Raw genomic sequence first — 24,330 nt, 5'->3', positions numbered from 1 at the left:
CACCGGAGCCGTTGTTTTGTGACAAATCCGACATGAAAAGCTGTTACTGTTCATTTTTTTTGGACATAGGTTGGAAGGTAGTCGGGGGAGCCTGCGCCCGAAGGGGCGTGAGCAGACCGAGGGGGCTCCTGGTCCGCACCTATGTTCGTTGCGCATGACAGTCGATCGCTTCGGCGGTCGGCATCGACATCACACTCCATGAGAAGAAATCGTATGGCATTGCGTCGCGTCGCAACGGCGCTGCTGGTGGCTGGGTTGATCACTGCGCAGATCGCACAAGCACAGGTGACACTCAACTTTGTCAACGCCGACATCGATCAGGTGGCTAAGGCGATTGGCGCCGCAACCGGCAAAACGATCATCGTCGACCCGCGCGTCAAGGGTCAGTTAAATCTCGTCTCCGAAAACCCGGTGCCCGAGGACCAGGCGCTCAAGACCTTGCAGTCCGCCTTGCGGATGCAGGGCTTTGCGCTGGTGCAGGATCACGGCGTGCTGAAGGTGGTGCCGGAGGCCGATGCGAAGCTGCAGGGTGTGCCGACCTATATCGGCAATACGCCGGTGGCGCGAGGCGATCAGGTCATTACGCAGGTGTTCCAGCTCAGGAACGAATCGGCCAATAACGTGCTGCCGGTGCTGCGTCCGCTGATCTCGCCGAACAATACCGTGGCGGCCTACCCGTCCAACAACACGATCGTCGTGACCGATTACGCCGACAATGTGCGGCGCATCGCGCAGATCATCGCGGGTATCGATACGGCTGCCGGCACCCAGGTCCAGGTGGTGCCGCTAAAGAATGCCAACGCGCTCGACATCGCCCCGCAACTGTCCAAGATGCTCGATCCGGGCGCAATCGGCGCGACCGATGCGACGCTCAAGGTTTCGATCACGGCTGACCCGCGTACCAACTCGCTGCTGATTCGCGCCTCGAACGGCTCGCGGCTCGCGGCGGCGAAGGAACTGGCGAAACAGCTCGACGCGCCGAGCGCCGTGCCCGGCAACATGCACGTCGTGCCGCTGCGCAATGCGGACGCGGCGACGCTTGCCAAGACCTTGCGCGGGATGCTCGGCAAAGGCGGCGATTCCGGCTCGTCGGCCGGCTCGAACAATGCGAATTCGTTCAACCAGAATGGCGGCGGTAGCGGCGGCTCGTTCGGCAGCAATTCGACGGGCACCTCGGGTACCCCGCCGCTGCCCTCGGGCGGACTCGGCAGCTCGGGCTCGTCGCCGCTCGGCGGCAGCGGATCGGGCTCGGGCAGCGGTTCCGGCTCCGAAGACCAGGTCGGCAGCGACAAGAACAAGAACGAAGACAATCAGCCAGGCGGCATGATCCAGGCCGATACGGCGACCAACTCATTGATCATCACGGCGCCCGAACCTGTATACCGCAACCTGCGGTCGGTGATCGACCAGCTCGACGCGCGGCGCGCCCAGGTCTATATCGAGGCGCTGATTGTCGAGCTGAACTCGAACACCAACGCCAATCTCGGCATTCAGTGGCAGGTTGCGAACGGTGCGCTGTTTGCCGGCACCAACCTCGCGACCGGCGCGGGCAACAGCATTATCAACCTGACGGCGGCGGCGGCCGTCGGCGGTCTCCCTGCGGCGCTCGGCAGTGCCACCAATCCTGTCCAGCAGGGCCTCAACGTCGGCTGGGTGCACAATATTTTCGGTGTGCAGGGACTCGGCGCGTTGCTGCAGGCACTGTCGCAGACCGGTGACGCGAACGTGCTGTCGACGCCTAACCTGATTACGCTCGACAACGAGGAAGCCAAGATCGTCGTCGGCACGAACGTCCCGATCCAGACGGGTTCGTATTCGAACCTCACAAGCAGCACCGCGAGTAGCGCATTCAATACTTACGACCGCGTCGATGTCGGCCTGACGCTGCACATCAAACCGCAGATCACGGACGGCGGCATTCTCAAGCTGCAGCTTTACACGGAAGACTCGGCAATCGTGAACGGCACGACCAATGCGACGGCCTTCCCGGCCGGCCCCGAGTTCACCAAGCGTTCGATCAGCTCGACGGTGCTTGCTGACAACGGCGAGATCATCGTGCTGGGCGGCCTGATGCAGGACAACTACCAGGTCAGCAACAGCAAGGTGCCGCTGCTGGGCGATATCCCGTGGATCGGCCAGTTGTTCCGCTCGGAGCAGAAGAGCCGCAACAAGACCAACCTGATGGTGTTTCTGCGCCCGGTGATCATTGCCGATCGCAGTACCGCGCAGGCGGTGACGTCGAACCGCTATGACTATATCCAGGGCGTGCAGGGTGCCTACAAGTCGGACAATAACCTGATCAAGGACAACGACGATCCGGTGGTTCCGCCGATGCCGATCGGCCCGAGCCAGGGCGGAGCACCCGAGATGAACCTGTTCAATCTCGACGACATGCGTCGTCAGCAAATGGCGCCGAGGCCTGCTCCTGCGGCGGCTTCCGCACCGGCTGCAAACGGTGCTGTGCAGGCTAACCCTGTGCCAGTCGCACCTTCCACGGCGTCGCCGGGAGCGCAGCCGTGAGCACGCCGTCCACGCCGCCGTCAGCTTCTGCGTCATCCGCAGCGGCGCGGGCCGGTGCCGCGCCGAATCCGTCCGCTGGTGTCGCGCAGCATGCCGAGCGCATCGCGCCGTCGGCGGTCGCCGCGCGGCTCGTGCCCTACGGCTTTGCGCGCAGTGGCCAGATACTCGTCGCGCATCAGCACGCCGACGGCCTGGAAGTCTGGATCAGCGAACGCACGAGCGATGCCGCACTTGCCGAAGTGGCGCGCAATTTCGGCGCGCTGACGGTCGTGCGCCTGGCCGCGGACGAGCTCTCGCTGGCGATCAACCAGGCGTATGCGCGCCAGGATGGCAGCGCAGCGCAAGTGGTCGGCGAGGTGGAAGGCGAAGTCGATCTGTCGCGCCTGATGCAGGAGATTCCCGAGGTCGAAGACCTGCTGGAATCGGAAGACGATGCGCCGATCATCCGTATGATCAACGCCCTGCTCACCCAGGCGGCTCGCGAACAGGCTTCGGATATTCATATCGAGCCGTTCGAGAATGCCTCGGTGGTGCGCTTTCGCGTCGACGGCACGCTGCGCGACGTCGTGCGGCCGAAGAAGGCGCTGCACGGCGCGCTGATCTCGCGGATCAAGATCATGGCGCAGCTCGATATCGCGGAGAAACGTTTGCCGCAGGACGGCCGGATCACGCTGCGCGTGGGCGGCCGGCCGGTCGACGTGCGGGTGTCGACCCTGCCGACCGGGCACGGCGAACGCGCGGTGCTGCGTCTGTTGGAAAAGGATGCCTCGCGCCTGAATCTCGAAGCGCTTGGCATGGGTGCGGACACGCTCGTGAAGTTCGACAAGCTGATCGGCCGCCCGCACGGCATCGTGCTGGTGACCGGGCCGACTGGTTCGGGCAAGACGACGACGCTGTACGCATCGATGTCGCGGCTCGAGACGGCGACCGCCAATATCATGACTGTCGAAGATCCGATCGAATACGATCTGTCGGGCATCGGCCAGACCCAGGTCAACGAGCGGATCGGCATGACCTTCGCGCGGGCGCTGCGTTCGATTTTGCGGCAGGACCCGGACATCATCATGATCGGTGAAATCCGCGATCTGGAAACCGCGCAGATCGCGGTGCAGGCCTCGCTCACCGGTCACCTGGTGCTGGCGACGCTACACACCAACGACGCGGCTTCTGCCGTGACCCGCTTGACCGACATGGGCGTGGAGCCGTATCTGCTGGCTTCGTCGCTGCTCGGCGTGCTGGCGCAGCGCCTCGTGCGCCGGCTCTGTCCGGTATGTCGCGAAGAGCGCACAGACGAAGACGGCCGCGTGCAATGGCATCCGGTGGGTTGCGACAAGTGTGGGCAATCCGGCTACGCAGGACGGCGCGGCGTGTATGAACTGCTGCTGATCGACGACACGATCCGTACGCTGATCCACCGTAACGCGGCCGATTCGGAGATCCTCACCGCAGGTCGCAGCCAGGGTATGCACACGCTGCGCGAAGACGCGGACCGCTGGCTCGCCTCGGGCCTGACCTCGCTCGAGGAAGTGATCCGCGTGACGGGCGGAGCCTAACGCCATGCCGGCATTTCGTTTCGAAGCGATCGATGCGACGGGCAAGGCACAAAAAGGCGTGCTCGACGCGGACAGCGCGCGTGGCGCCCGTACCAGTCTGCGCGGCCAGGGGCTGACACCGCTCTTGGTCGAGCCGGCCGCGAGCCGCACGCGCGGCGAGCGCAACCAGCGGCTCTCGCTTGGGCGGCGTTTGTCGCAACGCGAGCAGGCCATTCTCACGCGCCAGCTGGCGAGTCTGCTGATCGCCGGTTTGCCGCTCGACGAAGCCCTCTCCGTGCTGACCGAACAATCGGAGCGCGACTACATCCGCGAACTGATGGCGTCGATTCGCGCGGAAGTGCTCGGCGGCCATTCGCTCGCCAATGCGCTGCAGCAGCATCCGAAAGACTTTCCGGAGATTTACCGCGCGCTGGTGGCGGCCGGCGAACACACCGGCAAGCTTGGTCTGGTGCTATCGCGCCTCGCCGACTATATCGAGCAGCGCAACGCGCTCAAGCAGAAGATCGTGCTGGCCTTCACGTATCCGACCATCGTCACGATCATTGCCTTCGGCATCGTCACGTTCCTGCTGAGCTATGTGGTGCCGCAGGTCGTCAACGTGTTCGCCAGCACCAAGCAGCAGTTGCCGTTTCTCACCATCATGATGATGGCGCTCTCCGGCTTCGTGCGGAAATGGTGGTGGGCCGTGCTGATCGCAGTCGCGCTGGTGGCGTATATCGTGCGATCGATATTGAAGCAGCCGGGCCCGCGTCTCGCCTTCGACCGGTGGCTCCTGACCGCCCCGCTGCTCGGCAAGCTGGTGCGCGGCTATAACACGGTGCGCTTTGCCAGCACGCTGGGCATCCTGACGGCGGCCGGCGTGCCGATCCTGCGCGCACTGCAGGCGGCGAGCGAAACGCTCAGCAACCGGGCGATGCGCGACAACATCGACGACGCGATCGTGCGGGTGCGCGAAGGCACGTCGCTGTCGCGTGCGCTGGGCAATACGAAGACGTTTCCGCCCGTGCTGGTGCACCTGATTCGCTCAGGTGAAGCGACCGGCGATGTGACGACGATGCTCGACCGTGCGGCGGAAGGCGAAGCGGGCGAACTGGAACGGCGCACGATGTTCCTGACGAGCCTGCTCGAACCGTTGCTGATTCTGGCGATGGGGGGCGTGGTGCTGGTGATCGTGCTGGCGGTGATGATGCCGATCATCGAGCTGAACAACCTGGTGCAGTGAGGCGGTGCAGCTCGCGGCGATGGTTGGCGCGCGCTGTGACGGTAGCGGCTACGGTGGTGATGCGCTGCGAATGCAGATGGCTACCGGAAAGGGTAAGCGCGACGGACAACTGGTTAGCGCAACTGCATAACGTAACCGCTGCGGCCGCGATGGCGGCCGCTTAACTCAGCGCACGTAGATGGTGGGACCGGCCGGCTGGGTGGGCAGGAACACTTCGGAATGGACGCCGTTGCGGTCGATGATGATCGAACGGGGGCGCACTTCGTAGAGCTTGGCGCCCTGCATGATGGCGCTGCCGAGCGAGACGGCCCGCGGCGGTTCGCCGCCCGCGCTGATGATGGCAGCGCCACCTTCCTGAAGCGACAGTATGCCGAACAGGCGCACGTCCTGGTTGGCGCTGCGCTGCAGTTGCCCGCCGAACAGCGTGGCTGCCTGTTCGACCGAGATCGGCGCATGCACGGCGGCGGCAGGCAACGGACCACCGCGCAGGGCGGTGAGCGTGACGAGCCAATAGGTGAGCGTCGCGCAGAACACGGCGAAGAGCGCGAGCGAAAGAAGGCGGATTTGGATGGCGTTCATGCACATCATTGTACGGACTAATGTGAATTTTGCGTTGGGGGAAAGTACCCCCAACCAGGCGCGAAGCGCCAGGTTCCCCGAGGGGACGCGATCCCCCAAGAGGACTTCCTGCTGGGCGGAAACTTGGGGCGGCCCGGCGTTTTCTCGCAACCCTTCAACTGCATGACATTAAAATGACTGAACGGGAGTGTTAAATCGCGCACGGATGCCGTTTTGCGCGACACTCGCCTGACACGAAAATCTTCCTGAAAAGAGGTAGCAAGCTATGCAAATGTGGACCACTCGCCGCACCGAAATCGCGGGTCTGCGCAACCGCCGCCAACGCGGCTTTACGCTGATCGAAATCATGGTGGTGATTGCGATTCTCGGGATTCTGGCCGCGCTGATCGTACCGAAGATCATGAGCCGTCCGGATGAGGCGCGTCGCGTTGCTGCGAAGCAGGACATCGGCACGATCATGCAGGCCATGAAGCTGTACCGTCTCGACAACGGCCGCTATCCGACCCAGGACCAGGGGCTGCGCGCGCTGATCGAAAAACCGACCACCGATCCGGTGCCGAACAACTGGAAGGACGGCGGCTACCTCGAGCGCCTGCCGAATGATCCGTGGGGCAATCCGTATCAGTACCTGAACCCGGGCGTACACGGTGAAATCGACGTCTTCAGCTACGGAGCCGACGGCAAACCCGGCGGCGAAGGCAACGACGCCGACATAGGCTCGTGGGAATAAACGCTTGAGCCTTCTGCGCGCCCTCTCGCTCGGCACCCGCACCATGTCCCTGCCCGATTGCCAGTCTCGTGTTGCCACAGCGCGTGCGGCGAGGACGCCGCACGCGTCGGCATGCGACGCGCATCGCGAACCCATGGTGGCCACGCACAACGGCAGCCGGCGCGCGGCGCGTCAGATGGGCTTTACGTTGCTGGAGATGATGGTGGTGCTGGTGATTGCCGGGCTGCTGGTATCGCTGGCTTCGATGGCAATGACGCGCAACCCACGCACGGATCTGAATGAAGAAGCCCAACGCCTGGCGTTGCTGTTCGAGTCGGCTGGCGATGAAGCGCAGGTACGCGCGCGCCCTATCGCGTGGCAGCCGTACGACGGCGGCTTTCGTTTCGATATGCATACCGATGACGGCTGGCGACCGCTGCGTGACGACCTGCTTGGAGCACGCCGCTGGGAAGGTGGCGTGACGAGCGTGACGATCGACTATCCGGGTTCGGACGTGCATCCGTCGCGGGTGGTGTTCGGCACGGAGAGCATCGACGCACCGGTGCAGGTCACGCTGTTTTCCGCCGCGGGACAGGCGACCATCGTGGGTACGGGCAATGGCCGCTATGAGGTACGTTGAGATGAGCGGCCCGACCGAGTGTATGGCGCGCGCCCGGCTGAGCGGCAGGACGCAGCGCGGCTTCACGATGATCGAAGTGCTGGTGGCGCTGGCGATTATTGCGGTGGCATTGGCGGCATCGTTGCGGGCGGTGGGCAATCTGGCGAGCAGCGAAGTCGAATTGCATCAGCGGCTGTTAGCGGGCTGGAGTGCGGACAACATGCTGGCGCAGTTGAAGCTATCGCATAGCTGGCCGGATGTGGGGTCGAGCAGCTTCGACTGTTCGCAGGGGAATTTGCAGTTGCTTTGTACGGAACGGGTGACGGCGACGCCGAATCCGGTGTTCCGTCGGGTTGAGGTGTTGGTGACGACACCGGGCCGCGCCGGCAATCTTGCGCAGATGGTGACGGTGGTGGCGAATGAAACGAACCGTTCGCTCTGAGCGCCGCGGCCGTCGGCCGACGCGTGGCTTTACGCTGATCGAGCTACTGGTTGCGATAGCGATTCTGGCGGTGATTGCGGTGTTGTCGTGGCGCGGCCTGGATCAGATCATCCGCGGACGGCAGACGATTACGAACGCGATGGAAGACGAGCGCGTGTTTGCGCAGTTGTTCGACCAGATGCGGATCGATGTGCGACATGCCGCGACGGATGACGAGTCGGGGCAAGCGGCGGTGTCGGTGAGTGGCAACGTGCTGCAGATTGTGCGCGAGCTGGATTTGCCGGAGACGGCGCCGCGGTTGCAGGTGGTGCGGTATCGGGTGGCTGACGGCCGGGTGATCCGGTATGCATCGCCACCGCTTGGCAATGTTGGGGAGTTGCGGGGGGCCCTGCGGGGCGGCGAGGGAGAGGGCTGGAGTGCGGTGCCTTTGATGGGGGGTGTTGGGTCGATCACTGCGCGGCTGTTTGTGCCGAAGGTGGGGTGGACGACGCAGATGAAGGATGTGCAGGACGCGATTACTGAGAGTGACAACAATCTCAAGGTTCCCCAGTTGGGGAGTGCTCCGCTGCCGCGGTCTGTTACGGGGCTTGAGGTCATTGTTGGGGCTACTTCGCTCGCGCAGCCTGTTACCAGGGTTTTTCTCGTCGGAGAGTGATGGGTGTTGTTTGATTGGCTACCGCCGGGGTTTGCTTTCTTTCTTGCTGCGCAGGGTGGGGGTCTGTTTGCCTTTTGCTTTGGCCTTTCCTTGTTTTGCTTTTGGTTTATTAGCGTTGCCCCTGTGCGGGGCGGCACCTACTTTTCTTTGCAGCGGCAAAGAAAAGTAGGCAAAAGAAAGCCGCTCACACCGCTAACTTTTAGGTGTCCACCCCTGTTCGTTACCGGTAGTGGTCCGAAGACAAGATCATCCCTCGCACCACTCGCCTCAGTGACACAGCAGTCATCCGCTCCAGCGTCGCGCTTCGCGCCCCGCCGTCAGGCACAACACCCCACACAACCCACAGTGGGTTTTGTTCGTGTGTCAGAGGCGGGGGAAGCAACAGCGCATTCCGTGCCTGAGCAGTCCCACGTCTCTGCGCACAAACAACGCGCCTCGCAAACCACCAGTGGTTATGCCGAACCGACGCGCACGGAGTGCGTGGGCGGGATGGATGAGCGCTGTGTCACGAACGAGGGAAATGCGAGGGCAGGTCTTGTCTTGGGCCGTTTCCGGATCAAGGGCAAAGATGGCTCACTACTCGCTAGCGGTGTGAGCCCGCTTTCTTTGCTTACTTTCTTTGCGGCGGCAAAGAAAGTAAGTGCCGCCCCGCACAGGGGCGAAGCTAATAGACCGCTAAGAAAGCAAGGAAAGGCCAACGCCGTAGGCACACCGCCAAACGCCGTAGGCAAATCAAACCCAAAAGCCAAAACCGAATCCGGCGTAGCCATAATTAGCGCACTGCTAGTGGTAGCCCTATCAGCGATCCTGGTATCGGGCATCTTATGGCGCCAGCAGGTGCAAATCCGAAGGATAGAAAACCAGCGGCTGCTATCTCAGGCTCAATGGATCTCCAGAGGCGCCCTGGACTGGACAAGACTAATCTTAAGATCAGAAGGCGACACCTCAGCCGGGATAACATACCTGGGGGGCGTATGGGGCGTCCCCATAGCCAAAACCCGCCTATCCGACTTCCTGGGCCAAATAGGCGAAGTCCGCGCCTCCGAAGGCGCAGCCACGTACTTATCGGGCTCGATCGAAGACGCCCAAAGCAAATTCAACCTACGAAACCTGGTCTCAAGCCCGGCCCCAGGCGTACTGCAAGTCAACGTGGAGCAAGTCCAGGCCTTCCAGCGCCTGCTCATGCTGCTAAGCCTCAACAGCCAGTTGGCAAAAACCGCCGCCGTCCAGATCCGCGATAGCCTTGCCCAATCCGCCACGCGTTTCCAGACACAAACCGGGACAACGAGCAGTACCACCGCCCCCGTCATGGGCGGCGCAATCGGCGGCAACACGTTCACCGACAAACCGGGTATCGACGACAGCGACAGCAACCCCGACATCGCCCCGCTGCAAATGACCAGCGTCGATTCATTGCTAGACGTACCGGGCTTCACGCCCGAAATGATCGCCCGGCTGCGTCCGTTCGTGACCTATCTGCCCACCACCACGGCAGTCAACATGAACACCGCGCCAGCCGAAGTGATCGCCGCCATCGTGCCGGAGATGAATCTGTCCTCCGCTCAAGCGCTCGTCGCGCGTCGCCAGACCGTGTTCTTTCGTAACGTCGGCGACGTACAGTTGGCTTTGACCGCAGTCGGTATTCAGTCAGCGGTGATCGATCCGAGTATCTTCGACGTCAATACCAGTTACTTTTTCATCCATGGCCGTGTCGATCACGAACGCGCGGAAGTGGATCGCACGACCCTCGTCTATCGCGATGCGCTGACGCACACCACCCGCATCGTGCGCGTACAAGATCAACTATGAATAACGCTTTTCCCGGAGAGAGTGGCCTTTGAGCACGCTGATCGTCCTTTTGCCGCCGCGTGACCCGGCGGTGCCATCGCAGGAATGGCAACTGCCGGAATTGCCGTTCCTGTTGCTCGACAAGTCGGGCCGCACGCAACGCGCCGGTCGTTCCGCGCTCGCGTTGCTGCCGCGCGCGTCGTCGACGGTCCTGATGGTCGCCGCGCGCGACCTCCTGATGATGCCCGCTACCCTGCCCCCTCTGAAGGGACCGCGGCTGCGCCAGGCCTTGCCGAATGTCGTCGAGGATCAACTGATCCAGGATCCGCAGACCTGTCATATCGCACTCGATCCGCAGCCGCTCGGCAACGGCCGGCATCTGCTCGCCATCGTCGATCGCGGCTGGTTCCGCTTCATCTGCGAAGCCTTCACCGCCGCCGGTCATCGCAGCATCCGCGCCGTGCCGGTCACGCGTTGTTTACCACCGCCGTCAGTCGCTGCCGCTGCGCTCGCGCAAGCCGAGGCAGACACACCGTCCGCCGTGCTGAAGCCCGCCGTGGCCGCCAAACTCGCAGCCGGTTTGCCGATCGAGCCGCCGGCGCCAGTCGTTGCAGCCGTGCTCGGTACGGTGATCTCCACTGCACCTGCCCTGCTGCTCGAGATGGCGCCGGAGTCCAGTACCACGCGTGTGGAACTGGCGATTGCGCGCGGCGTTCAGGGTGAAGGGCTTGCCGTGCCCGCGACGGCCGTCAATTCGACCCTCGAGGCGCTCTCCGGCGCCGCGCCGGTCACGCTTTATCTGCTCTCCGAAGTACCGGGCAACGAACCCGGCATGGGTTCGACTGCGCAAGCGAAGCTCGCTGCCCAGATTGCGGGCGCGCAGCCGCTGCCGTTCGAAAAGCTCGCTCGCCGTGCGCTCGAATGCCGTTTCGACCTCTGCCAGTTCGAGTTCGCTGCGCAACCGTGGCGTCTCGACCGCGCCAGCCTGCGCCGTCTGCGCCTGCCGGTGCTGCTCGCCGCGGGCGCGCTGGTGGTCGCGATCATCGGCGCCAATGTCCAATGGATGATGCTTGCGCGCCAACGCGACGCGATCAACACGCAGATGACCGAGTTGTTGCTCAACACCTTCCCGAAAACCACCGTCGTGCTCGACGCGCCTGACCAGATGTCGCGCCAGATGCAGCAGTTGCGCGTGGCGGCCGGTGAGCTCTCGCCGGACGATTTCCTCGCGCTCGCAGCCGGACTCGCGCGTTCGCTCGGGCCGGTGCCGGTCAACGGGATCGCGGCGCTCGATTATCACGATCACCGTCTCGATGTGACCTTCAAGCCCGAAATCAAGGTCGACGCCGGCCTCACACAGCGGCTGTCAGGTAACGGCCTTGCCGGCGCGATCGACAGCAATACCGGCAAGTGGACCATCAGGAGCGGACAATGAAAACTGAACTTGCTCAAACATGGGCCGGATTCTGGGACGGGCGCACCGAGCGCGAGAAGAACCTGCTGACATGGGGCGGCGCGGCCTTGGGCGTGGTGATTGCGTGGTCGATCCTGTGGGCTCCGGCCCAGGACGGGCGCGCGCATTTGCGTGACACCTTGCCGGCGATGCAGCGTCAGCTCGCGCAGATGACCGCCCAGGCCGAGGAAGCGCGCCGTCTGTCGGGTGCGGCTCAAGGCGTGGCGCCGACCGGCGGCGCGCTCAAGGACGCCCTCACCGCTTCGCTCACCGACCACGGCCTTACGCCGCTGCAGGTAGAGCTGATCGGCAATGCGGTTCAGGTCCAGTTGAAGAACGCTTCATTTCCTGTCTGGACGGCCTGGGTCGATGACGTGCGGCGCCAGTTCAAGGTACAGGTCGCCGAGGCGCACATCACCGCGCTCAAAGACGACGGACAGGTCGACCTGACAGCATCGCTGCAGCCGTCGACCACGAAATGACGCTGCAGTTACAGGATCTCCTCGCATGAATTTCTGGATGCGGCGCTTACGCGCTGCCCTGCCGTGGCTGCTGGTCGCGGTGTTATCGAGCGGTACCGTATTGCTGGTGCTGTTACCCGCGGCGTGGATCACGCCGGTTTTCACGAAGGCGAGTGGCGGTCACGTCAATCTGGTCGACCCGGCTGGCTCGCTGTGGCACGGCTCGGCCACGCTGATGCTGGCCGCCGGTTCGGATACCAGCGCCGCGACGTTGCTGCCGGGCCGGATCGAATGGCATACCGCGTTCTGGCCGCTTTTCACCGGCCGCGTGCGGATGACGATGCTGCAAAGCGAGGCGATGCCCGACCCGATCACGGTCGATGCGACCGGGCGCGGTTCCACGGTGTCGCAGGGGACCATTGCCGTGCCGGCGTCGTTGCTCAGCGGTCTCGGGGCGCCGTTCAACACACTGGACCTGCAAGGCGACGTGCGGCTCGCGTGGAGCGACTGGCGTAGTTTCGGCAAGCAGTCCTTCGGGCAACTGACGGTTACGCTCACCGATGCAAGTTCGCGCGTTTCGCTTGTCAAGCCGCTGGGTTCGTACCGGGTGGTGGTGCAGGCGGAAGGCGACAGTTCGACGATCGATCTCTCGACGCTAAAAGGCCCTTTGACGTTGAATGGCCACGGTGTGCTGGGCGGTGCGGCTACGTCGTTCAACGGCACGGCGAGCGCGGCTCCGGAACAGCGCGATAACCTCGCCGGCCTGCTGAATCTACTTGGGCGGCCGAGCGGCCCGGATACGGTGACGCTCACCTTCGCTCATTGAGGGTGATAGGGGCGACGCAGGCGAGGCTGGCGTCACGGTTGAGGTTGGCGATTCGGGCGGCAAACGCTCGGCAAAAGGCATGAAAAAGGGGCATGGCCGCAGCGCGGCGATGCCCCTTTTGTCGTTTGCGGGTCTGTAGATATCGTGCAGGCCAGCCTGCTGTTTGCCCGCGAGCTTCGGGTGCCTAACGAAACGCTCAGTCGTTGCCCTGTGGGTGCGACGGCTCGATCGCCGCGGCCTTTTCTGCACCTGGTAAGGCCGCTGAACCCGCTCCGCTAGAGGCGGCTGGTGTGGAGGTCGTCGCACGAACCGCCCCTGCTCCCGCCCCTGCGCTTGCTGCCGCCGGCGCCGCCACGCTGCCCGTCTCCCGCGCCATCTGCGAGACATCCCAGCCACCGCCGAGCGCCTTCACGAGGCCCACCGACGACACCATCCGCTGCCCCGCCAGACTCGCAAGTTTTTGCTCGGCGGTGAACGCCGTGGTTTGCGCCGTCAGCACGCTCAAGTAAGCCACGGTGCCCGACTTGTACTGATTCGTGACGATATCGAGCGCCTGCTGCGCGGAAGCGACAGCCTGCTGCTGCACGACGATTTCCTGTTCGAGAATTCGTTGCGAGGCGAGGTTGTCCTCCACGTCCTGAAACGCGGCCAGCACGGTTTGCCGGTAGACCGCCACGTCCTCGTCGTAGGCGGCGCGGGCCGCATTGGTCTGCGCTTCGCGCAGTCCGCCGTCGAAGATCGTGCCGGCGAGTTGCGGCCCGAGCGTCCAGAAGCGCGCCGGTGCGGTAAGCAGTTGCGACAGCACCGAGCTCTGGAAGCCACCGGTGGCCGACAGCGTCAACGACGGGAAGAACGCCGCGATCGCGACGCCGATCTGCTCGTTGGCGGCCTTGGCGGCGCGCTCGGCCGCTGCGATATCGGGCCGGCGTTCGAGCAGCGCAGACGGCATCTGGGCGGGAACGGCGGGCGGCGTGGCGGTCAGCGGCGCCGCCGGAATCGAGAACGTGGAGGCCGGTTCGCCAACCAGCACGGCGATCGCATGCTCGTCCTGGGCGCGCGCGATGCCGTTGTCGATCGCGGCGGCCTGGGCCGATTGCAACTGCGCTTGCGCCTGGATCACGTCGGAGCGAGCCGCCACACCTTGCGCGTACTGATTCTGCGTGAGCTTCAGCGACTTTTCGTAGGCCACGACGGTGTCGTCGAGCAACTTCTGCATCGCGTCGAGCGAGCGCAACGAGAAATAGGTCTGGGCGAGCGTGCCCTGCGCCGATAGCCGCGCGTTGGCGAGCGTCGCGGCCGCGCCCTGCTGGCTCGCTTCCTGCGCGCTGACCGTGCGGCTCACCTTGCCCCACAGGTCCGGCTCCCAACTGGCGTCGAGTTGCAGGTTGTAGCTGTTGTTGACGCTGGAGCGCGTGCCCCCCGAGGTGCTCGCGAGGCTCGCCGACGAGCCGTTGCCCGAGCGGGTCAGCCCGGCCGAGCCGCTGATCACCGGGAAATACGCCGCGCGCGCTTCGCCGACCAGTGCGCGGGCCTGGCGGTACGCAGCCGCATATTGCGCGATGGTCTGGTTCGAGGTGTTCAGCTTGTCTTCGAGCGCGTTCAACTGCGGGTCGTCGTAGATCGTCCACCACGCGCCGCGGTCGTGCTGATCCGCGGGTTGCGCGACCTTCCAGCCCGGCGCGGCTTCCTTATAGGCGGCCGGCACCTCGGTGGCGGGCTGCTTGTAGTCGGGGCCGACCGCGCAACCGGCCAGCACGGTGGCGAGCGTCGCGGCGACGGCAAGGGTCAGGGCGCGCGGTGCAAGGGTTCGCGCGCGCGAGCTTCGGTCAAACTGCATGCAATGAATTCCTGTCGATTCGGCCGACGCAAGATCCCAGGCTCAGAGATCCACGGGTCTTGTGAAGATCGGCGGGCGGCCGCCCTGATGGCCAGGTGGCAATGCGAGGCGGAGGTCGCGACGATCCGGAATGGTAGCGTACGCGGCGCCGACGGCGCGGAAAACTGAAAGGGTAATGCGCCGCGCGCCGCGGGTGTGTAACTGGCGCGGCGGCGACGGTTACGTGCCGTTACGTAGGTGGGTAAGTTGGGCGGGTAACTTAGGCGCGCAAATCGGCGCTAGCCTGGCGAGCCTGCTTGCCGGCCGCGGCGCGGCAGGCCGGCGCGTCAGCGCGGGCATGGCAGGCCGTGGGCAAACCCGGTGCGGTTGCCGCCCCGGGCGCCAGGATCTTTCCCGCGCCGGTGTTAGCGAGCAGCGCCACCACTGGTACAGCGCTTGCCACCGAACCCCGCTTGGCCTTGCGGCCATTACGACGGTGCTCGATCCATGCCAGCAACAACACCCCGAGCGATCCCCCCGGTATCACGAACATGACGACGTACAGCGCCAGTTTCCACCAGCGGTTGGGCCCTTGGAAGGACTGGACGGCGGAATCGTGAAGTGAGCGGCTCAGGCCGCCGAGGGTGTTTTTCAGGTACAGCATGACGGGGGGTCCTCTACGCACCTCCCGGTAGGGTGCGCGGCAAAGCGGTCAGAACATGGTCTCGGGTGGCGCCAGCGGCGCGTAACTCGTTGCCTGTAATAATATTGACTATGCAATTAAATTTCAAGATACTTCGCTCCATGGCAGCCTGCCTTGTTGTTTTTTCGACAGCGTGACAGTTCAGGCTGCGGAGCCCGAGATTGACTTGTCTGCTTAGGCAGCTAAAATTCGGTCTGCTTCCTGTTGTGGCAACTCAGGCGTCAACTGAAGTATCAAAGCGAATTTCGATGACAGACGGTCCCTACAACGCCGACGAGATTCATCTCGAATCGAGTCTTGGCTATTACCTGTCGAAAGCGCGCAATGTGCTGGTCGAGCGGATGGATCGCGCGGTCAAGCCCTTGGGGCTGACCACGCAGCAGATTGGCGTGATCCTGATGCTGTCGTGCGAGCGGGCACATACGCCGTACGAACTGTCGCGCGCCATGTCGTACGACAGCGGTTCGATGACGCGCATGCTCGATCGTCTTGAAAAGAAAGGCTTTATTGTCCGCACGCGTAGCGATGCCGACCGCCGTATGGTCAAGCTCGAATTGACGCCGCACGGACGAGAAGTCGCCCAGCAATTGCCGCGCGTGGGCTCGGCGGTGCTGAACGAGCAGTTGCAAGGTTTTACCGCTGAGGACGTCGCGACCCTGACGAACCTGCTTGGCCGCCTGATTGCGAACGGCTCGGGCAGTGGCGAATCATGCGAGTTAACAGCTTGCGCGAGCAGTGCGGCAGCAGAGCAGTCCCCGGCGCCGCAAGACGGCGAGGCGTAACCCCCGAGACGCGTCATTCCAGCGTCGATGTTTAAGGAAATATCTGTCTGGGCAGAAGGTGCCGGAACATGTAAGCCATGCGGTTTGATGGTGAAATATGCATGCACGGGCAAGCTTTTGCTGGCAGCGTTACATGGGATCGGAGATTAAATCATGGCCGCTACGGCTCCCGCAGTTGCCGCACCCGCCGCCGAACCTGCCCCGCTAGCCGGCGGCACGCTCGCGTTGCTCACCATTGGCCTCGCGCTCGGCACGTTCATGGAAGTGCTCGATACGTCGATCGCCAACGTCGCCGTGCCCACCATCTCGGGCAGCCTCGGCGTCGCCACTAGCCAGGGCACCTGGGTGATCTCGTCGTATTCGGTCGCCTCCGCGATTGCCGTGCCGCTGACCGGCTGGCTCGCACGCCGGGTTGGTGAGGTGCGCCTCTTCACGCTGTCAGTGCTGCTCTTCACGATCGCTTCGGCGATGTGCGGCTTTGCGCAGAACTTCGAGTCGCTGATCGCCTTCCGGCTGATTCAGGGGCTGGTGTCAGGACCGATGGTGCCGCTCTCGCAGACCATCCTGATGCGCTCGTATCCACCGGAGAAGCGTGGCCTCGCGCTCGGCCTATGGGCGATGACGGTGATCGTCGCGCCGATCTTCGGGCCCGTGATGGGCGGCTGGATCACCGACAACTACACGTGGCCGTGGATCTTCTACATTAACGTGCCGATCGGCCTGTTTTCGGCGGCGTGTGCGTTTGTGCTGCTGCGCGGCCGTGAGACCAAGACCACCAAGCAACGGATCGACGCGATCGGCCTCGCGCTGCTGGTGAGCGGCGTGTCGTGCCTGCAGATGATGCTCGACCTCGGCAAGGACCGCGACTGGTTCAACTCGAAGTTCATCGTCGCGCTGGCGATCATCGCGGTGATTTCGATCGCCTTCATGCTGGTCTGGGAGATGACCGAGAAGGAGCCAGTTGTGGATCTGTCGCTCTTCAAGGACCGCAACTTCGCGCTCGGTGTGCTGATCATCTCGTTCGGCTTTATGGCGTTCTTCGGCTCGGTAGTGATCTTCCCGCTGTGGCTGCAGACGGTGATGGGCTACACGGCCGGCCTTGCGGGTCTGGCGACGGCGCCGGTCGGCTTGCTGGCGCTGGTGCTCTCGCCGATGATCGGCCGCAACATGCACCGCCTCAATCTGCGGATGGTGGCGAGCTTCGCGTTTATCGTGTTTGCGTTCGTGTCGTTCTGGAACTCGACCTTCACGCTCGATGTGCCGTTCAATCACGTGATCTGGCCGCGTATCGTGCAGGGGATCGGCGTGGCCTGCTTCTTCGTGCCGATGACCACGATCACGCTGTCCAGCGTGTCCGACGAGCGTCTCGCGAGCGCGTCGGGTCTGTCGAACTTCTTCCGGACGCTCTCGGGCGCAATCGGCACGGCGATCAGCACGACCTACTGGGAAAACGACACGATCTACCATCACGCGGTGTTGACGGAATCCGTCAGCACCTATGCGCCGAACACGACCGCTTATAGCGACTCGTTGGCGAGCCTCGGCTTCGCTGGCCAAAGCCTGACGGCGCAACTGAACCAGATCGTGACGCAACAGGCGTACATGATGGCGACCAACGACTTCTTCCGGATTTCGTGCGTCAGCTTTATCGTGCTGGCCGGGCTGGTGTGGATCACCAAGCCGCGCAAGGGGGCGGGACCGTCGCTGGGCCATTGAGCGGCGGCACGCGCCCTGTGCCGCAGCCGCAGCGCCGCCTCGCGGCGCATGTTGCGTGCTACGCAAGACCCGCTATTGTGTGACCGGCACTCCGCTAGGCGCGCCTATCGACTGCGCCGGCGCGGCCTCCAGAGACGGAGTCGTCGGTGCAGTTCCTTCATTGCCTTGCGGCGGGACGCTACTTGCCGCCCCGCTGCGCACGAATTGCTTGAAATCAGCGCCGGCTTCCCATGGATTCGGTTTGCAGCCGAGCGAGCTGTCGCAATGCGCGGCGAAGCCGATGGTCGTGGTGCCGTCGCTGTTCGGCGCTTTGGTGATCTGATAAGCCAGCGCGCGTTTGCCGCCATCCGGCCCAGCGGTCTGGATCAGCGAATCGTTGGCGGCCTCGATCTTATAGCTGGAATGGTTCGCGACCCACGTTTGGGCGCGTTGCCACCAGAGACTGCATTCGTTCGCATTCGCACACGTCAGCGGCGTGGTGGCGATCTGCATGACGTCGGGATTCACCTGCCCTTGCGTCGAACAGCCCGCGGCGGCGAGAACACACAATGTTGCCAATAGAGCTTTCTTCATCGCCTTGCTTCCTCCCTGTGTTGAGACGACCGGATGCGCGCGGCCTGCACGCGGACGGTCATTCAGTGTAAGGGTTGGACACGCTTGAGCGGGCGGCGTTTCATGCCGCCCCTTCCTCAGACGCTAAAGCGGTTCAGCGTGTAGGCGCGATACGCTGCAACGAAGGCGTCGAAAGACCCGACCTCTTCGCGCTCGAGCCGCTCCTGTTCGTCGAGCGATTGCGCAGCGAGCTCCGTGAAGGTCTGCTCGGTGGCGGCGTCGAGCGGCCGCGCGCGGAAATATGCTGCATGGGCTTCGCTCTGTTCGAGACCGAAGGCGAGGAAACTCTGCTGCTTGTCGCGCATCGTTTGCAGCACGCGTGCCGACGGCGTCAGCGAAACATCGGCGAGCTTCGCGCGTTGTGCGGCGAGTGCGCGCATGTGCATATCATTGCCATGCAGCGTGTCCAGCGTTTTCGCTGCAATCTCGATCTTCGCGAACAGCTCCTCGGCCCAGTCATGCATTGCAACCGGCTTGCCGTCGCGCGTCAGCTCGAGGCCGGGCTTGCGCCCTTCCATCGTCACGCGACCGAAGTTTTGATTGGCTTCGCAGTAGGCGGCGGGCGGCAGCGGCGCGCTGTCTTCGAACGCGCAGACCAGCAGGTAGGCGTCGAGAAAGCGAGTGGTTTCGAGCGCAATGCCGGTCGGCTCGAACGGGTCGATATCCATGCAGCGCACTTCGACGTACTGCACGCCACGCGAGGCAAGCGCGTGCAGCGGACGCTCGCCCGGATAGGTGACGCGCTTCGGGCGGATCGTCGAATAGAACTCGTTTTCGATCTGCAGCACGTTGGTGTTGATCTGCACCCACTCGCCGTCGCGTTGCGTGCCGATTGCCTCGTACGGCGGATAGGGCTGGCTCACGGCCTTGGCCAGCGCGTCGAGGTAGCCCGGCAGCGTGTCGTAGTCAGCGTGCAGCGCCGCTTGTGCGGTGGTGTTCGAATAGCCGAGATCGCTCATGCGCAGGCTGGTCGCATACGGACGATACAGCGTGTCCGCATCGAAGGTTTCGAGCGTGTGCTTGCGATCGCGCAGAAAACGCCGGTCGAGCGCCGGCGAGGCGCCAAACAGATACATCAGCAGCCAGTTGGTGCGGCGGAAATTGCGGATCAACGCAAGATAGCGCTCGGACTGGAAATCCACCGCGCTCGCCGTGGATTGCTGGTCCGCATGCAGCACGCGCCACACTTCTTCGTTGAGCGAATAGTTGTAGTGGATGCCGGCGATGGTTTGCATCGTGCGGCCATAGCGCAGCGCGAGGCCGACGCGATACACGTACTTCAGCTTGCCGATGTTCGACGAACCGTACTGCGCGATCGGAATGCCGTCGTCGGTGGCGGGCAGCAGGCCCGGCATCGAGTTGTTCCACAGGATCTCGTCGCCGAGCTTTGCGTAAACGAAACGGTGCAACTCATCGAGTTTCTCGAGCGTGATCGCGGCGTCGTGCTCAGCCGGCGTGATCAGTTCGATCAGCGCTTCCGAGTAGTCAGTGGTCAGCGACGGATGCGTGAGCGCCGATCCGAGCGCGCGCGGATGCGGCGTGAGCGCGAGCTGGCCGTCGGGCGTGACGCGCAGGCTTTCCCTTTCGATGCCGCGCAGGCCGGTCAGCAGCGCATGGCGCTGCGCACCGGAGGCCAGCACGGACAGGCGGTGCGAAAGCAGGTCGGTCGTGCGAGAAGTGGTTGTGTTTGGCATTGATGCGAGTCGGACGTTGTCGGCCGCCATGTGCCGCTCACGTCAGGCGATGGGCGGTCGACAACATCCGGCGGAATTTTCAGTAGCGGGCACTTTAACATCTCGCCAGAAGCCCTGCTTGAGGCCTGCTCGGGCGCGGCCGGACGGCCTTTTTGAGAGATGCCGGGAGATGCCGCGCCGGGCGCTGGCGAGCTATCCGCCGCGCGCGCCGCCTGCGCGGTCCGCCACTTCATTCCACAGATGCATCGCCGCGTAGGCACGCCACGGACGCCATGCGTCGGTGCGTACGCGCTGCTGGGTGGGCCGCTGCAGCGAGGGATCGCGCGATGCGATCGACTGCATCAGCACCAGGTCCCACGCGGGCCATGCGTCGGCGTCGCGCCAGGCGCGCATCGCCACGTATTCGACAGTCCACGGGCCGATGCCGGGCAAAGCCAGCAGCGCGGCGCGCAAGGCGTCGGTGTCTACCGTCCCGGCGGTACGGCCAGTGCGGGCGGTATGGGCGTCGAGCGGTACCGCGCCGCTAGCCACCGCCGCGGCAACGCCTTGCAGGGCGGCGACGCGCTTGCCCGGCATGCCGATCTGCGCCATGTCCGCCGCCGCCAGCGCAGCGGGTGTTGGGAAGCGCCAGGCGGTGCCCTCGTGCGGATAATCTTCGATTCGCTGGCCGGCGCGCTGCACCAACCGGCCGATGATGGTGGTCGCGGCCTTCACGCTGACCTGCTGCCCGACGATGGCCCGCACCACCAGTTCGAAGGCCGACCATGCGCCCGGCACACGCAGGCCCGGCGCGGCTTCGACGAGCGGCGCGAGCCACGGGTCGGAGGCGAAGTGCGCGCCGATCGCTTTCGGGTCGGCGTGGAGATCGAACATTTGCGCAATCGGCGCGCTTAGCGCCTCGGCGTGCTGCCCAGCCGGGCCTTCGACGGTGGCGACGAGGCAGCGCTTGCGAGCGTGCGGCCGCACCGTCAGGGTGCCGCTGTCGCCGGCCCAGTCGATGGCGCGGCGGTAGGCGCCGCCCTCCACCGCTTCGACGCCGGGCGTGGCGCGGCCAGCAAAAAACCGCAGGATGCGCGGCCAGTCGAACGGTGCTTTGAACGGCAGCTCAAGGATGGCGAGGTCGGTGGCGGTGCTCACGCGGCGTGATCCAGATCAGGAGTGGTTGCGACGGCGGGTTGTGCTTCGACCTCGAGCAGCGCGGCTTTGCGCGGCAGGCCCCAGCGGTAGCCGGCGAGCGACCCGCTCTTTTGCACGACGCGATGACACGGGATCGCCAGCGCGACCGGGTTCGACGCGCAGGCGCTCCCCACGGCCCTCACCGCGCGCGGCGAGCCGACTGCCTCGGCGATCTCCGAATAGGTGCGCGTCTCGCCGTATGGAATGCGCCGCAGGGCGTCCCAGACGCGTTGACGGAACGCGGTCGTGGCGATATCGAGCGGCAGGTCGAAGCGCTGACGCGTGCCGTGCAGGTACGCGTCGACCTGGGCGATGAACGGCGCGAGCCGGCCAGCGTCCTCAACCAGTTCGGCATTGGCGAACTCGCCGTGCAATTCGCTTGCGAGTGCGGTGGCATCGTCGCCGAAGCCGATCTTGCAGATGCCCTTGGCGGTCGCGGCCACCAGCACGAAGCCAAGCGAGGTCGGCGCGCTGGCGTAATAGACCGTCAGGCCCGCGCCTTTGCGACGGTAGGCCGACGGCGCCATGCCCAGTTCGGTCGGCGCGGATTCGTACATGCGCGACGGCGAACCGAAACCGGCGTCGACGGTGGCGCGCGTCACGTCGGTGCCGCGCTGGAGTGCGTCGCGTAGCGCCGCGCCGCGCTGGGCGGCCTGATATTGGCGCGGCGACACCCCCACCACGCGCTTGAAGAGCCGTTGCAGGTGGAACGGGCTCACATGCACGGCGTCGCTCAATTGGGCGAGCGTGAGGCGTTGCTGCGGGTCGGCGTCTAACGCGGCACAGGCGCGCCTGACGATTTCGAGCTCGCGTGGCAGGCCGCCCGGCTGGCAGCGCTTGCAATCGCGGTAGCCGGCGCTGCGGGCCGCGTCCGGCGTAGCGAAGAAATCGACGTTTTCGCGGCGCGGCTGACGCGAGGCGCACGATGGCCGGCAGAACACGCCGGTGGTTTTGACGCCATAGAAAAAGGCGCCGTCGGCGTGCCGGTCGCGTTGGGTCACGGCGGCCCAGCGTTCGGCGTCGGTAGACCAGGCAGGTGTCACGATGCGGTTCATGATGTCCTCGAAAAGACGGTTTCGATGGTCACCAATGTAGTTTGCAAGCCCACACACTACGCTCCGGTTCTTGCTCTGTCATTGCCCGGCCCTTGTGGCGACGGGGGTTTCGGGGTCGGTTCCCACAAGGATGCGACAAAACGCCACCTTATCGGGTTTTCCCTTAAAAAGTTATTGCGTCGCACCAACCCCGTGTGTATAGTAGTTCCTGTCTCCTCCATGTCTCCTCCTGATATGGATTCAGCCTGCTCCCATAGAGCGGGCTTTTTTTTGCCCGTCGTTTTTGCTCATTGGTGTGCCGTCTTTGCGGGTCATGCGCTGGTCGAGCTCTTAATGGCCGCGTCTCTATCCTTCGTCCTCCGCCCTCCTCGCTTCCCAATCCCACAGCGGTCACACCTTTCCCTTACACTTTCAGTGATTCCCAGTCATCGCACCGACAACTGGCCAAGGGGCGCTTTTCATGAAAATCCATATTCGCGAGATTGACCATGTGGTCATCCGGGTGGCGGATCTCGACGGTATTACTCGTTTCTATTGCGACGTGCTCGGCTGCAGCGTCGAAAAAGAGCAGCGTGAGATCGGCCTCGTCCAGTTGCGCGCCGGACGCTCGCTGATCGATTTATTGAAGGTGGGCGCAAAGATTGACCGGCCGGACAGCGGCACGCCTGGCGAGGGGCGCAATATGGATCACCTGTGCCTGCGAGTCGAAGGCTTCGACGGCGAGGCGCTCAAGGCGCATTTGCACGAGCGTGGTGTGCGGACCGGCGAGCTGGGCGTGCGCTATGGCGCGGATGGGTTCGGGCCGTCGCTGTATCTGTTCGACCCGGAGGGCAATATGGTCGAACTGAAGGGGCCGCCGGAAGCGGCGCGGGTAACGTCGCTGTAGGGACTTGACGGGTGGCGTGAGGGGCTGACGCAGGCGCGGGCCACGCGCCGCCCCGCCCTGTCAGGCCGTTTCAGGCCGTGTCACGCGTTAGCCGGCGCCTTCAGCACGGTCCATTCGATCGGCACCGGATCCGAATTGGCGCTGCCGAGCCAGGCCGCGCCGTCCTGCACCGTGCACTGCAGCCGCATGGTCCGCTCGGCCAGCTTGCCGAGCGCGGCGCCGACGTCTTCGCCGAGCGTCCAGACCGTGACGTTACGCAGCCGGTCCACCTTGTTGCGAATCCCCTGCCACCAGATCTCGGAGGTCCGGCCGCCGTAGGCGATCACCACGACCTCGTTGGAGCGGCCGCTCGCTTTGGCGATGCGGCGCTCGTCGGGCTGGCCGACCTCGATCCATGTTTCGATCGCACCGGTCAGGTCCTTCTGCCACAGGTCGGGCTCGTCGGCGTCCGACAGGCCTTTGCAGAACTCCAGCCGCTCCTGGGCGAACAGCGCGAACGCCGCGACGCGCACCATCATGCGTTCGTCGGTTTCCGACGGATGGCGCGCGATCGTCAGTGCATGATCGGCGTAATAGTGCCGATCCATGTCCGCAATCTGCAGTTCCGCCTTGTAAATCGTCGATTTGATAGCCATGCCACACCAAGGGCCCGCACCAGCGGACCGAACAGAAAAGGAATCATCGGCGGCTCGTTGCCGCTTACCGTGTTGTTTGTACATCGCTCGCTCCTCCACAGGGCTGCGGGGGCCGGTGCAACGTTGCCAGATGAAGATGACAGCGAAACGGCGCCGGCCGGGCTGCAGCCGTGAGATGGCGAGGTCGGTTATGCACGATGGTCGCCTGCCCTGGCTGCTATCTACAGCCAATCCGGAGCATTTAACGTGCCATCGCGAAGTCGAAGGCCGCACCTTACACGCGTGCGGCCGCTGTGCGCAAGCTTTCCCGCGATTGACGGCGCGATTGGCGGCTTGGGTCGATGCGTGCGTGATGGACGGAACGTCTCAATTCTGCATCATTGGACGGTGATGAGCAGTGTCAGGATGCCGACGTGATGACGGAATGG

The 24,330-nt window shown here is 64.2% G+C and carries 22 protein-coding genes; 14 read left to right on the top strand and 8 right to left on the bottom strand.

Features of this window, described 5'->3' with window-relative positions:
- Positions 1–213: 213 nt before the first annotated feature.
- Genes gspD through gspF form a run of 3 tightly spaced genes read left to right on the top strand, consistent with a single transcriptional unit; the run spans position 214 to position 5,295 of the window.
- On the top strand, positions 214–2,520 hold the full coding sequence (gspD, locus tag BLQ92_RS01985; RefSeq protein ID WP_090681098.1) for a type II secretion system secretin GspD: 2,307 nt from the start codon (positions 214–216) through the stop codon (positions 2,518–2,520).
- On the top strand, positions 2,517–4,073 hold the full coding sequence (gspE, locus tag BLQ92_RS01980) for a type II secretion system ATPase GspE (RefSeq protein ID WP_090681095.1): 1,557 nt from the start codon (positions 2,517–2,519) through the stop codon (positions 4,071–4,073). Before gspD ends, gspE begins: the two co-directional genes overlap by 4 nt.
- A 4-nt stretch (positions 4,074–4,077) precedes the next feature.
- Positions 4,078–5,295 (top strand): type II secretion system inner membrane protein GspF, encoded by a 1,218-nt coding sequence (gspF, locus tag BLQ92_RS01975; RefSeq protein ID WP_090681091.1) that lies wholly within the window; start codon positions 4,078–4,080, stop codon positions 5,293–5,295.
- A 165-nt stretch (positions 5,296–5,460) separates the two neighbouring features.
- On the opposite strand, the gene BLQ92_RS01970 is transcribed toward gspF, so the two are convergent.
- Complete coding sequence (locus BLQ92_RS01970) at positions 5,461–5,883, bottom strand: type II secretion system protein N (RefSeq protein ID WP_244106051.1); 423 nt, start codon at positions 5,881–5,883, stop codon at positions 5,461–5,463.
- Between the two features lie 256 nt (positions 5,884–6,139).
- Between BLQ92_RS01970 and gspG the strand changes: the two genes are divergently transcribed.
- The 8 genes from gspG to BLQ92_RS01930 all read left to right on the top strand — a co-directional run bounded on the left by gspG (position 6,140) and on the right by BLQ92_RS01930 (position 12,827).
- Positions 6,140–6,604: a type II secretion system major pseudopilin GspG gene (gene gspG, locus BLQ92_RS01965; protein ID WP_090681086.1), complete on the top strand. Its 465-nt coding sequence runs from the start codon at positions 6,140–6,142 to the stop codon at positions 6,602–6,604.
- 43 nt (positions 6,605–6,647) lie between these two features.
- Entirely contained in the window at positions 6,648–7,223 is a 576-nt protein-coding gene (locus BLQ92_RS01960; protein ID WP_090681868.1) for a GspH/FimT family pseudopilin, read from the top strand.
- Position 7,224: 1 nt separating this feature from the next.
- On the top strand, positions 7,225–7,644 hold the full coding sequence (gene gspI, locus BLQ92_RS01955) for a type II secretion system minor pseudopilin GspI (protein WP_244106016.1): 420 nt from the start codon (positions 7,225–7,227) through the stop codon (positions 7,642–7,644).
- Positions 7,622–8,299 (top strand): PulJ/GspJ family protein, encoded by a 678-nt coding sequence (locus BLQ92_RS01950; protein WP_090681083.1) that lies wholly within the window; start codon positions 7,622–7,624, stop codon positions 8,297–8,299. The genes gspI and BLQ92_RS01950 overlap by 23 nt, the downstream gene beginning before the upstream one ends.
- A 768-nt stretch (positions 8,300–9,067) precedes the next feature.
- The gene (gene gspK / locus BLQ92_RS01945; RefSeq protein ID WP_244106053.1) at positions 9,068–10,108 is read left to right on the top strand and encodes a type II secretion system minor pseudopilin GspK; all 1,041 of its coding nucleotides are present in this window, start codon (positions 9,068–9,070) and stop codon (positions 10,106–10,108) included.
- 28 nt (positions 10,109–10,136) lie between these two features.
- A complete protein-coding gene (gspL, locus tag BLQ92_RS01940) occupies positions 10,137–11,522 on the top strand; it encodes a type II secretion system protein GspL (RefSeq protein WP_090681080.1) in 1,386 nt (461 codons plus the stop codon).
- Entirely contained in the window at positions 11,519–12,022 is a 504-nt protein-coding gene (gene gspM, locus BLQ92_RS01935; protein ID WP_090681077.1) for a type II secretion system protein GspM, read from the top strand. The genes gspL and gspM overlap by 4 nt, the downstream gene beginning before the upstream one ends.
- A gap of 25 nt (positions 12,023–12,047) precedes the next feature.
- Positions 12,048–12,827 carry a type II secretion system protein N gene (locus tag BLQ92_RS01930; RefSeq protein WP_090681072.1) on the top strand — a complete coding sequence of 260 codons (780 nt, stop codon included), beginning with the start codon at positions 12,048–12,050 and terminating at the stop codon, positions 12,825–12,827.
- 196 nt (positions 12,828–13,023) lie between these two features.
- On the opposite strand, the gene BLQ92_RS01925 is transcribed toward BLQ92_RS01930, so the two are convergent.
- Both BLQ92_RS01925 and BLQ92_RS01920 read right to left on the bottom strand, forming a co-directional pair.
- Positions 13,024–14,664, bottom strand: a complete 1,641-nt coding sequence (locus tag BLQ92_RS01925; protein WP_090681069.1) for an efflux transporter outer membrane subunit — start codon at positions 14,662–14,664, stop codon at positions 13,024–13,026.
- A 259-nt stretch (positions 14,665–14,923) separates the two neighbouring features.
- Positions 14,924–15,307, bottom strand: coding sequence for a hypothetical protein (locus BLQ92_RS01920; RefSeq protein WP_090681066.1), 384 nt, complete (start codon positions 15,305–15,307; stop codon positions 14,924–14,926).
- A 287-nt stretch (positions 15,308–15,594) separates the two neighbouring features.
- Between BLQ92_RS01920 and BLQ92_RS01915 the strand changes: the two genes are divergently transcribed.
- Together BLQ92_RS01915 and BLQ92_RS01910 are read left to right on the top strand one after the other, a co-directional pair.
- Positions 15,595–16,128: a MarR family winged helix-turn-helix transcriptional regulator gene (locus BLQ92_RS01915; RefSeq protein WP_090681064.1), complete on the top strand. Its 534-nt coding sequence runs from the start codon at positions 15,595–15,597 to the stop codon at positions 16,126–16,128.
- Between the two features lie 153 nt (positions 16,129–16,281).
- Entirely contained in the window at positions 16,282–17,844 is a 1,563-nt protein-coding gene (locus tag BLQ92_RS01910) for a DHA2 family efflux MFS transporter permease subunit (protein WP_090681061.1), read from the top strand.
- A gap of 72 nt (positions 17,845–17,916) precedes the next feature.
- Here the strand turns inward: BLQ92_RS01910 and BLQ92_RS01905 are convergent, their stop codons facing one another.
- From BLQ92_RS01905 to ada, 4 genes are all read right to left on the bottom strand, one after another.
- Entirely contained in the window at positions 17,917–18,417 is a 501-nt protein-coding gene (locus tag BLQ92_RS01905; RefSeq protein WP_090681059.1) for a hypothetical protein, read from the bottom strand.
- A 116-nt stretch (positions 18,418–18,533) separates the two neighbouring features.
- Positions 18,534–20,150: a glutamate--cysteine ligase gene (gene gshA, locus BLQ92_RS01900; protein ID WP_090681863.1), complete on the bottom strand. Its 1,617-nt coding sequence runs from the start codon at positions 20,148–20,150 to the stop codon at positions 18,534–18,536.
- 192 nt (positions 20,151–20,342) lie between these two features.
- The gene (locus BLQ92_RS01895; RefSeq protein WP_090681056.1) at positions 20,343–21,287 is read right to left on the bottom strand and encodes a DNA-3-methyladenine glycosylase family protein; all 945 of its coding nucleotides are present in this window, start codon (positions 21,285–21,287) and stop codon (positions 20,343–20,345) included.
- Entirely contained in the window at positions 21,284–22,381 is a 1,098-nt protein-coding gene (gene ada, locus BLQ92_RS01890) for a bifunctional DNA-binding transcriptional regulator/O6-methylguanine-DNA methyltransferase Ada (RefSeq protein ID WP_090681054.1), read from the bottom strand. Before ada ends, BLQ92_RS01895 begins: the two co-directional genes overlap by 4 nt.
- A 460-nt stretch (positions 22,382–22,841) precedes the next feature.
- Here ada and BLQ92_RS01885 point away from each other — a divergent pair, with 460 nt between their 5' ends.
- A complete protein-coding gene (locus BLQ92_RS01885) occupies positions 22,842–23,267 on the top strand; it encodes a VOC family protein (RefSeq protein WP_090681051.1) in 426 nt (141 codons plus the stop codon).
- Between the two features lie 80 nt (positions 23,268–23,347).
- Here BLQ92_RS01885 and BLQ92_RS01880 read toward each other — a convergent pair whose 3' ends face one another.
- A complete protein-coding gene (locus BLQ92_RS01880; protein WP_090681048.1) occupies positions 23,348–23,902 on the bottom strand; it encodes a YaeQ family protein in 555 nt (184 codons plus the stop codon).
- Positions 23,903–24,330 lie beyond the last annotated feature (428 nt).

The sequence above is a fragment of the Paraburkholderia phenazinium genome, assembly GCF_900100735.1.
Classification (GTDB): Bacteria; Pseudomonadota; Gammaproteobacteria; order Burkholderiales; family Burkholderiaceae; genus Paraburkholderia; species Paraburkholderia phenazinia.
The sequence above is the reverse complement of the archived record's forward strand: the minus strand, read 5'-3'. Positions and strand labels throughout refer to the sequence as shown.

Excerpts from the sequence above, each read along its gene's own strand:
- gspD (WP_090681098.1), top strand. The coding sequence starts at position 214 with ATGGCATTGCGTCGCGTCGCAACGGCGCTGCTGGTGGCTGGGTTGATC.
- gspF (WP_090681091.1), top strand. The coding sequence starts at position 4,078 with ATGCCGGCATTTCGTTTCGAAGCGATCGATGCGACGGGCAAGGCACAA.
- BLQ92_RS01970 (WP_244106051.1), bottom strand. The coding sequence starts at position 5,883 with ATGATGTGCATGAACGCCATCCAAATCCGCCTTCTTTCGCTCGCGCTC.
- gspG (WP_090681086.1), top strand. The coding sequence starts at position 6,140 with ATGCAAATGTGGACCACTCGCCGCACCGAAATCGCGGGTCTGCGCAAC.
- BLQ92_RS01960 (WP_090681868.1), top strand. The coding sequence starts at position 6,648 with ATGTCCCTGCCCGATTGCCAGTCTCGTGTTGCCACAGCGCGTGCGGCG.
- gspI (WP_244106016.1), top strand. The coding sequence starts at position 7,225 with ATGAGCGGCCCGACCGAGTGTATGGCGCGCGCCCGGCTGAGCGGCAGG.
- BLQ92_RS01950 (WP_090681083.1), top strand. The coding sequence starts at position 7,622 with ATGAAACGAACCGTTCGCTCTGAGCGCCGCGGCCGTCGGCCGACGCGT.
- gspM (WP_090681077.1), top strand. The coding sequence starts at position 11,519 with ATGAAAACTGAACTTGCTCAAACATGGGCCGGATTCTGGGACGGGCGC.
- BLQ92_RS01930 (WP_090681072.1), top strand. The coding sequence starts at position 12,048 with ATGAATTTCTGGATGCGGCGCTTACGCGCTGCCCTGCCGTGGCTGCTG.
- BLQ92_RS01925 (WP_090681069.1), bottom strand. The coding sequence starts at position 14,664 with ATGCAGTTTGACCGAAGCTCGCGCGCGCGAACCCTTGCACCGCGCGCC.
- BLQ92_RS01920 (WP_090681066.1), bottom strand. The coding sequence starts at position 15,307 with ATGCTGTACCTGAAAAACACCCTCGGCGGCCTGAGCCGCTCACTTCAC.
- BLQ92_RS01915 (WP_090681064.1), top strand. The coding sequence starts at position 15,595 with ATGACAGACGGTCCCTACAACGCCGACGAGATTCATCTCGAATCGAGT.
- BLQ92_RS01910 (WP_090681061.1), top strand. The coding sequence starts at position 16,282 with ATGGCCGCTACGGCTCCCGCAGTTGCCGCACCCGCCGCCGAACCTGCC.
- BLQ92_RS01905 (WP_090681059.1), bottom strand. The coding sequence starts at position 18,417 with ATGAAGAAAGCTCTATTGGCAACATTGTGTGTTCTCGCCGCCGCGGGC.
- gshA (WP_090681863.1), bottom strand. The coding sequence starts at position 20,150 with ATGCCAAACACAACCACTTCTCGCACGACCGACCTGCTTTCGCACCGC.
- ada (WP_090681054.1), bottom strand. The coding sequence starts at position 22,381 with ATGAACCGCATCGTGACACCTGCCTGGTCTACCGACGCCGAACGCTGG.
- BLQ92_RS01885 (WP_090681051.1), top strand. The coding sequence starts at position 22,842 with ATGAAAATCCATATTCGCGAGATTGACCATGTGGTCATCCGGGTGGCG.
- BLQ92_RS01880 (WP_090681048.1), bottom strand. The coding sequence starts at position 23,902 with ATGGCTATCAAATCGACGATTTACAAGGCGGAACTGCAGATTGCGGAC.